A 6,975-nucleotide genomic window follows, 5' to 3' on the forward strand; every position below is an offset into this window, starting at 1 on the left:
CAGCTATTGCAGTTAAGGGCAGAATATTTGTCAGAGGTTGCACCGGATAGAAAGCAGTTATACCAACAGGCAAAAAGTGCAATGAAAAATCAAAATGCCAATCCAAAATGTAAAGGGATTGGAGAATTAACCTTACTGGATTTTTTGGAACAGGCAGAGGGAAAAAATCAGAATCTTGCGGACAAGCAGATTGCACTGGCAGGAGGCGGAACATTAAAATTCACTATTTTAACATCAGGTGGTTATGGTGTTCAAATTCAGAGTCAGGGCGTGAATGTATTGTTAAATACTGGTGCTGGCTGGGGGTATGAAATGACTCCGGCGGAACTTACAAAAAAAGATGAATTCTATTCCATTTACTGGAAGGAATATAACGCCGTAAAGAATGGTATGCATTCTGAATTAAAAGAACTACCGGATTATCTGGAAAAAAGACCAATTTTTGAAGCGAAAGCCTAATGATAATAATGCAATTCAAATAAAAAAGGGGGGATTGATATATGCAGATTAGTTCCAACTATTCTATGAATGGTGTGTCATACGAAAACAGGCGCAGACAGAAAGATATTCCTCTATTTAGTACAGAACGTGCCAAACAGGAAAATGAGAGTATAAATCCATATATGGCAGATACGGATTTTAACGAAAAAGCATTTGATATGATTGGTCCGAATGCTCCGCAGGAGGTAAAGGACGCATGGATGGAAGCAGCGAAGGAAGTAAATGCGAATGGTATGGGAATAACGAAAAATGGAATGTTGAGCCATATATCGCAGATGATGGTACAAAGGCTGAATAAGCAGATGAAGGGTGAGGGCGATGTGGATAACATCGACATTTTGGGAAACACAACAGAATCTGCAATTCAGGCAACGAAACAGGCACTATATAATTTAGACCATCCACTGGAATATGTTCCGAAAAGCATAGAGGTTCGGAGGGCTTGTATGAAGGAAAGAGAATTCTATGTTGCGTTTCTGGAAAGATTGGAAAAGTTATAATTGACTGGAACAGAAACGGAAAATGACAACGATGAGACATATATAAAATTATTTAGGAGATAACATATGAGTGATAGTACCCTTCACATTGGAACTCTTGCTTCAAACAATGTAACAGCAGCACAAGCACTTGTAAAGGCACGGGAGCGAAATGGTCGTGAACTTCAGAATGGGGAAAAGAGCTTACTGGATTCCTTAACAGGGAAAAATATGAGAAAGGATTTAGAGAAAGAAGGCATTGACAGACTTCACAAAGAGCAGTTTGAGGCACTTCCTAAGGAATTACAATATTCTGGAAATGAGAGTGCTGCACAAATGCTGGCAAGAAAGCAAAATGGTGAAACACTCACAGATGCGGAAGAAGCCTATGTGAAAATTTATGGCAACATCAAGGATATACAAAAAATAGAAGCCGATGAAGCGGATCGGAGATTCCAGAATGATTTTAGGGATGCTTTGCAGGAGACAGGGATTTCATTGGATAGTACCATGCATATTTCGATTTCCTCTGCGGGAGAAGTGTGTGACCGGACTGAGTGATGAAGACAATGAAAAAGTGAAAAAACTCGTGGAAGATAAATTTATGCAGCAGATAAAAAACTCATATCTGAGTCATTCACAGACTGTAGAAAATATGAGTGATGAGGAATATCGTCTGGCTGGCTATGTAGAGGAATTAGATCGTTTTTTGAATAAGGTATCAAATGGGAACGTAACAGTAGATGATTTATGATGTTCTGGCTTATAAAAAGGAAAATGGGACAATTCCAAGATATCAGATTCAGATGGATGTGGGAGGCAATTAAAATAAGTAGTATAGGAAGTCAGTAGTGCGTGAATAAACTGCTGACTTCTTTTTTTGATAGATACAGTCACTCCCAGGAGCGTGTGCCGGATAAAACAAATTAACAGGAAGCAGATAAAGCGATATATGTGATATTCTATTTCACAACAAAAAAAGGTCAGTTCACAACATGGCGGCTAGCTATTTAAAGAACTTTTCCGATATTATAAATATAATTGTATGTAAGTAAGGAAGTGACAAGATGCAAATAGCAATCTGTGATGATGAAAAATCTATAGGATTGATATTAGAAGAAAAAATAAAGAAATTATTGCCGGATGCAGTAATAGATAAATATTTATCTGGTGATGAATTGATTGCAAGTGGTTGTGAGCCGGATATTCTATTTTTAGATATTCAGATGCCAGGAATGGATGGAATGGAAACGGCAAGGATTCTGCGTCAGAAAAATGAAAGAATGGTATTGATATTTGTAACTGCTGTGGAGGAGTATGTTTTTCAGGCATTTGATGTTGCAGCATTTCATTATCTGGTGAAACCGTTTTCAGATGAAAAATTTGAGGAAGTTGTGAAACGTGCAGTCAGAAGCATTGAAAAATATTCTGAAAATCAATCGGATGAAAAATACATGATGGTGCAGTCCGGAGGAAGCCATATGAAAGTGTTTTTGAAGGATATTGTGTATGCTGAGGTATATAATCGAAAAGTCATTATCCATACACGGGATACGAATATTGAATATTATGGAAAATTGCAGGAACTGAGTGAAATTGCGGGAGCAGATTTTTTTCGTACACACAGAGCCTACCTCGTACATTTCAAATATGTTCAGAAATATGATGCAAATTGTGTGACGATGGAAAATGGAACTGCATTGATTGCAAAACAGAATTATTCTGAGTTTGTAAAACAATATTTGAAATATAATCAGAGGAAAGGAAAAGAAATCGGATGAGTTTGGTAGAAAAATGCTGGATGGTTACATCGAAAATTTCTGTTATCGCACTCCTTATGATTACAGGAATCTATTTTGGAAAATTTGTTTGTCCCTATATAAAAAAGAAAAAAGGGGCTGTGGCAGTCAGTATTGTTTATATTACGATTATGCTTGTTTTATATATGATTCCGCCACAGATTGATAATTTTTCCGCATATCTGATTGGAGTTATAGCAGCGTTTCTTGTGATGTATGCAGAGGACAGAAGAAATATATATCAGAAAATATTTCTTGCAATTACGTTCTTTTCTATCCGATGGTTAACGGTTGCAATGGCAGCCAGACTTGATAATCTTGTTACAAAAGCACTTGTATTTCGGAATATGAGTGCAGAAAAAGTGTGGTTGCAATACGGACTATATGTTGGAACCAGAGTTTTGGATATTGTACTTTGTATTGCTTTTATTGCGGTTGCAATAGGACTGATCAATAAAGCGTATATATACAAAAAAGATGAAATGAGCGTCAAAGAGATGGTAATGCTTATTATACCTTCACTTGTAGGCGTCACTGGGTATGGCATTTTACAATATTATCTCATGATATACGAACGAGATACTGGAAAGAACTTGATTGATACATATGGATTTTATGGAGCTTTAAGCTTTTTACACTATCTGATTTCCATAGTTGCTATTCTTGTTGTGATTGTAATGTTTCAAAACTGGAAAGAGATGCAGGAAGAACAGCGGGGACAAGAGCTGGTATTAAATCAGATCAGTGACATGAAAAAGCATATTGAGGAAGTCGAAAAGTTATATCGGGATATCCGCTCCATGCGCCATGATATGGGAAATCATATACAGACACTGGAACATCTGGTGGCACATAATAACATGGATGATGCTACAGAATACTTGGAACATCTGAAAAATGAATGGGACGAGGTATCTCCGGAAATAAAGACAGGAAGTCCGGTAATTGATGTTATTTTGATGGAAAAGCTGAGAGAAGCAAAAGAAAGGCAGATTCGTTTTCTGTTGGATTTTCATTATCCGCAGAATACGAAGTTAAATGCATTTGATTTGAGTGTGATCATGAATAATGCCTTGAATAACTGCATGGAAAATGTAAGTGGAGATGATCCGTATATCAGCATTTATTCTTTTCGGAAAAACAGTATCTTTATAATAACCATAAAAAACAGTTTTGGGGGTCAGCTTAATTTTGGTGACAGCGATTTGCCAGAAACAACCAAATCTGGGAGGGAACATGGAATGGGTCTGAATAACATTCGCCGGGTTGCCAGAATGTATATGGGAGATATATCTTTGGAGCAGGGAAATGAGGAAGTAATCCTTAGCATTATGATGCAGGTAGAATAAAGAAATAAATTGGCACTATGTATTTTGTAAATTACAGAAATTACAGAAATATGTAGTGCTTTTTTTGCGCAGGTAGCGATGAAAATATGTTGCTTGCAACAATATTTGAGGAGCACTGCGACAGTCTGAAAAGCATTTTCAGACTGCTTCACAACGAAAAAAGGGCGGTTCACAACATCACAGTTTATTGTGAAGAAAGATATGCCGAAAGAAAAAATAAAGAGAAATCATGTTATACAGATTTTCAGGAAACGGATTTCAGAGTATTAGCTCAAGGAGGACAACGAAATGATGAAAATTAATGGATTTAACGGAACGAATACGCAGACAGGAGCAATTGGAATGGCACAGGCGAATGATTCTGTGAGTAAAAATATTCGGAATCAGATTGCAAATGCACAGCAGAAATTGCAGGACTTATCATCAAATGAAGAACTGTCATTAGAGGATAAGATGAAGAAACGTCAGGAGATACAACAGGAAATTACAAATCTCAATCAACAGTTAAGACAGCACCAGATTGAACAGAGAAAGGAACAGCAGAGTAAAAAATCATCTATGGATGATATGGTGGCTGGTACAAAAAATACATCTGCAAAGAAAGGAACAGGCTTGTCACAGGCAGGTATGCGGGCAATGATTTCCGCAGATTCATCTATGAAGCAAGCAAAAGTGCAGGGTAGTATGGCAACACAGATGGAAGGAAGAGCCGGTGTGCTTGAGTCTGAAATCAAGCAGGATGCTGGAAAAGGCAATACCGAAAAGAAAGAAGAAGAACTGGCAGATTTGCAGGCAAAAGCGCAGTCTGCAACAGCAGCACAGATGTCTTCACTTTCAGATGCAAATAAATCTATGGAAGAAGCAGCAAAGGCAGACAACCGTACAGATGCAGCAGAAACAAAGAAGGATCAACCTCAGAAAGCAGAGAATACACAGGAAAATGTAGATACGACAACAGATGCATCAGATAATGCAGATATCAAAACAGAAACAGCAGAAACAATAACAAATCCAGCATCAGAAAGTGGACAGTCGGTAGTATATACACCGATAGATATACGTTTATAGTTCGGAAAGGAGGCTGGTGTTATGTCAGAAATCAAAAGTTTTAGTGATTATACAAGTAAATATAACAGCAATGTAGATTTTTCAGCGTTGTTTAGTGGAACGTCAGATAGTTCATCAGTAGGCAATACAAATATGCTTTCTGATTATGCTGCAATCAAAAATGGAAGCTATGGAAAACTTATGAAAGCATATTATGCAAAACAGGATGCTGAAAAATTATCGGGAAAAGGTGATACTTCACAAAAACTTACCTTGATGAAAACAAGTGCAGATTCTCTGAAAAAATCAGCAGATGCTTTGAATGACTCTTCTCTTTGGGAAAAAAAGAAAATAAAAAAGAAAGATGAAAAAACGGGGGAAGAGATTGAGGTAGAGGATTATGACTGGGATAAAATCACCAAGGCAGTAAAATCTTTTGTTGAAGATTATAATGATGTAGTTAAGGAAGCCGGAGAATCTAATACAAAGGATGTATTGCGAAATGCTTCATGGATGACTGGAATGACAGACAAAAACAGTAATATGCTTGCCAAAATAGGTATTACCATAGGAAAAGGAAACAAGTTGGAATTAGATGAGGATGCTTTAAAGCAGGCAGATATCAGTTCGCTGAAAACGGTCTTTACAGGATATAATTCTTTTGTAAGCAAAATATCGCAGAAAGCAACTGGTAGGTATATCGAATGCTGCAAACCGGGCGAGTGCAACCTATACAAATAATGGTACGTACTCTAAGACGGATTCTTCTTTGACATCGAGCAAGATAGATAAAGAAGTATAGAAAGTGTGGACTAACTTAGGGAGGTTGCTATGAAAGTTCAAGGAAATAGGTATATTAATAATCCTGAGATGATAAAAAATAAGGTCGAGAAGAAAACAACTGTTCCTCAGAATATTATTTCGGAGGATGATGTGAAAATCAGTGATTCAGCAAGAAAGTTAGTTAAGACTGCTCGTGGTAAAGTCTCAGATTTTCAGGCAATGCATTTTTCGTCAATCAATGGAGAGATAAAAGAAATACCAGCAGAATACAAATGTGAAAATTTATTCAAATTAGATTTGAAAGCAGCTTCCATTTCTGGAGAACAAAGTGCGTTTGAAGGCTGTTTGGAAAATCAGTCAGAGGTTTTTGGAAAATGGCTGGACGAAAATGCTTCTGAATATTTGACAGAAGATGAAATGAAAGATTTAAAAGAGAAAATTAATACAATGACAGCAGATATGGACTCTTTAAATGCCAAAGAGGGATATAGAGGAACTTCCTATGAATCTGTATTTTTGTTAAGTGCAAGTGAAGCGGGGCTAAGAAAAGTAAATGAAATGTATGTTCCAGAGCAATTACAAGCAGGTTTTTCAGACATGATTGACGAATATGTTCATTTTAATGATTCGGCACGTAATTCTATCATGGAGAAAATGACACCAGATTACATGGTTGTTGGAATTGGAAGTAAAACAGAATCTTATAAGTACAAGTCAGAAATAATCTCAGATGAGACAGCTTTTTATGCAAATGAGAAGAAAGAGATAAGTGGTATTTGCAATCAGTTTTTAAATGGTAAAACAGATCAAAAATTATTTTGTAATGAAATGAAAGACCGTTTAAATGATTACTATGGAAGCAGGTATGAATTAAGAAATCAGCCAGAAGCTGTTGAAAGCAGAGTAAATAATATGCTGGACAAATTGCAGCATATGTTTGGCGTTTAATGTTGAAAAAGGGTTTGGAGAATAATTATGAAGACAGTAACAGATGTAAACACAGTAAACCAGCTATTG

9 protein-coding genes are annotated in these 6,975 nt (G+C 36.7%); all 9 read left to right on the top strand.

Translation table 11 applies throughout. The features are described from left to right. Positions 1–459: hypothetical protein (locus H8S17_RS15530; protein ID WP_186867847.1), on the top strand; the 459-nt coding region annotated here is incomplete at its 5' end. 41 nt (positions 460–500) lie between these two features. Further along, positions 501–1,001 carry a hypothetical protein gene (locus H8S17_RS15535; protein WP_186867841.1) on the top strand — a complete coding sequence of 167 codons (501 nt, stop codon included), beginning with the start codon at positions 501–503 and terminating at the stop codon, positions 999–1,001. Between the two features lie 66 nt (positions 1,002–1,067). Beyond that, positions 1,068–1,541: a hypothetical protein gene (locus H8S17_RS15540; protein WP_186867842.1), complete on the top strand. Its 474-nt coding sequence runs from the start codon at positions 1,068–1,070 to the stop codon at positions 1,539–1,541. Then, positions 1,525–1,734, top strand: coding sequence for a BAR domain-containing protein (locus H8S17_RS15545; RefSeq protein WP_186867843.1), 210 nt, complete (start codon positions 1,525–1,527; stop codon positions 1,732–1,734). The genes H8S17_RS15540 and H8S17_RS15545 overlap by 17 nt, the downstream gene beginning before the upstream one ends. A gap of 313 nt (positions 1,735–2,047) precedes the next feature. After that, entirely contained in the window at positions 2,048–2,761 is a 714-nt protein-coding gene (locus H8S17_RS15550; RefSeq protein ID WP_055306784.1) for a LytR/AlgR family response regulator transcription factor, read from the top strand. Then, entirely contained in the window at positions 2,758–4,128 is a 1,371-nt protein-coding gene (locus H8S17_RS15555; protein WP_186867844.1) for a sensor histidine kinase, read from the top strand. The genes H8S17_RS15550 and H8S17_RS15555 overlap by 4 nt, the downstream gene beginning before the upstream one ends. Positions 4,129–4,419: 291 nt before the next feature. Continuing rightward, positions 4,420–5,196, top strand: a complete 777-nt coding sequence (locus H8S17_RS15560; RefSeq protein WP_186867846.1) for a FlxA-like family protein — start codon at positions 4,420–4,422, stop codon at positions 5,194–5,196. A 21-nt stretch (positions 5,197–5,217) separates the two neighbouring features. Next, the gene (locus H8S17_RS16625) at positions 5,218–5,916 is read left to right on the top strand and encodes a flagellar filament capping protein FliD (protein ID WP_243238109.1); all 699 of its coding nucleotides are present in this window, start codon (positions 5,218–5,220) and stop codon (positions 5,914–5,916) included. A gap of 90 nt (positions 5,917–6,006) precedes the next feature. Next, positions 6,007–6,906: a hypothetical protein gene (locus H8S17_RS15570; protein ID WP_186867845.1), complete on the top strand. Its 900-nt coding sequence runs from the start codon at positions 6,007–6,009 to the stop codon at positions 6,904–6,906. The last annotated feature ends 69 nt before the right edge of the window (positions 6,907–6,975 follow it).

The sequence above is a fragment of the Roseburia zhanii genome (genome assembly GCF_014287635.1).
Classification (GTDB): domain Bacteria; phylum Bacillota; class Clostridia; order Lachnospirales; family Lachnospiraceae; genus Roseburia_B; species Roseburia_B zhanii.

What these genes read in the sequence shown, in the direction of transcription:
- H8S17_RS15535 (WP_186867841.1), top strand. Translation starts at nt 501, where the DNA reads ATGCAGATTAGTTCCAACTATTCTATGAATGGTGTGTCATACGAAAAC.
- H8S17_RS15540 (WP_186867842.1), top strand. Translation starts at nt 1,068, where the DNA reads ATGAGTGATAGTACCCTTCACATTGGAACTCTTGCTTCAAACAATGTA.
- H8S17_RS15550 (WP_055306784.1), top strand. Translation starts at nt 2,048, where the DNA reads ATGCAAATAGCAATCTGTGATGATGAAAAATCTATAGGATTGATATTA.
- H8S17_RS15555 (WP_186867844.1), top strand. Translation starts at nt 2,758, where the DNA reads ATGAGTTTGGTAGAAAAATGCTGGATGGTTACATCGAAAATTTCTGTT.
- H8S17_RS15560 (WP_186867846.1), top strand. Translation starts at nt 4,420, where the DNA reads ATGAAAATTAATGGATTTAACGGAACGAATACGCAGACAGGAGCAATT.
- H8S17_RS16625 (WP_243238109.1), top strand. Translation starts at nt 5,218, where the DNA reads ATGTCAGAAATCAAAAGTTTTAGTGATTATACAAGTAAATATAACAGC.
- H8S17_RS15570 (WP_186867845.1), top strand. Translation starts at nt 6,007, where the DNA reads ATGAAAGTTCAAGGAAATAGGTATATTAATAATCCTGAGATGATAAAA.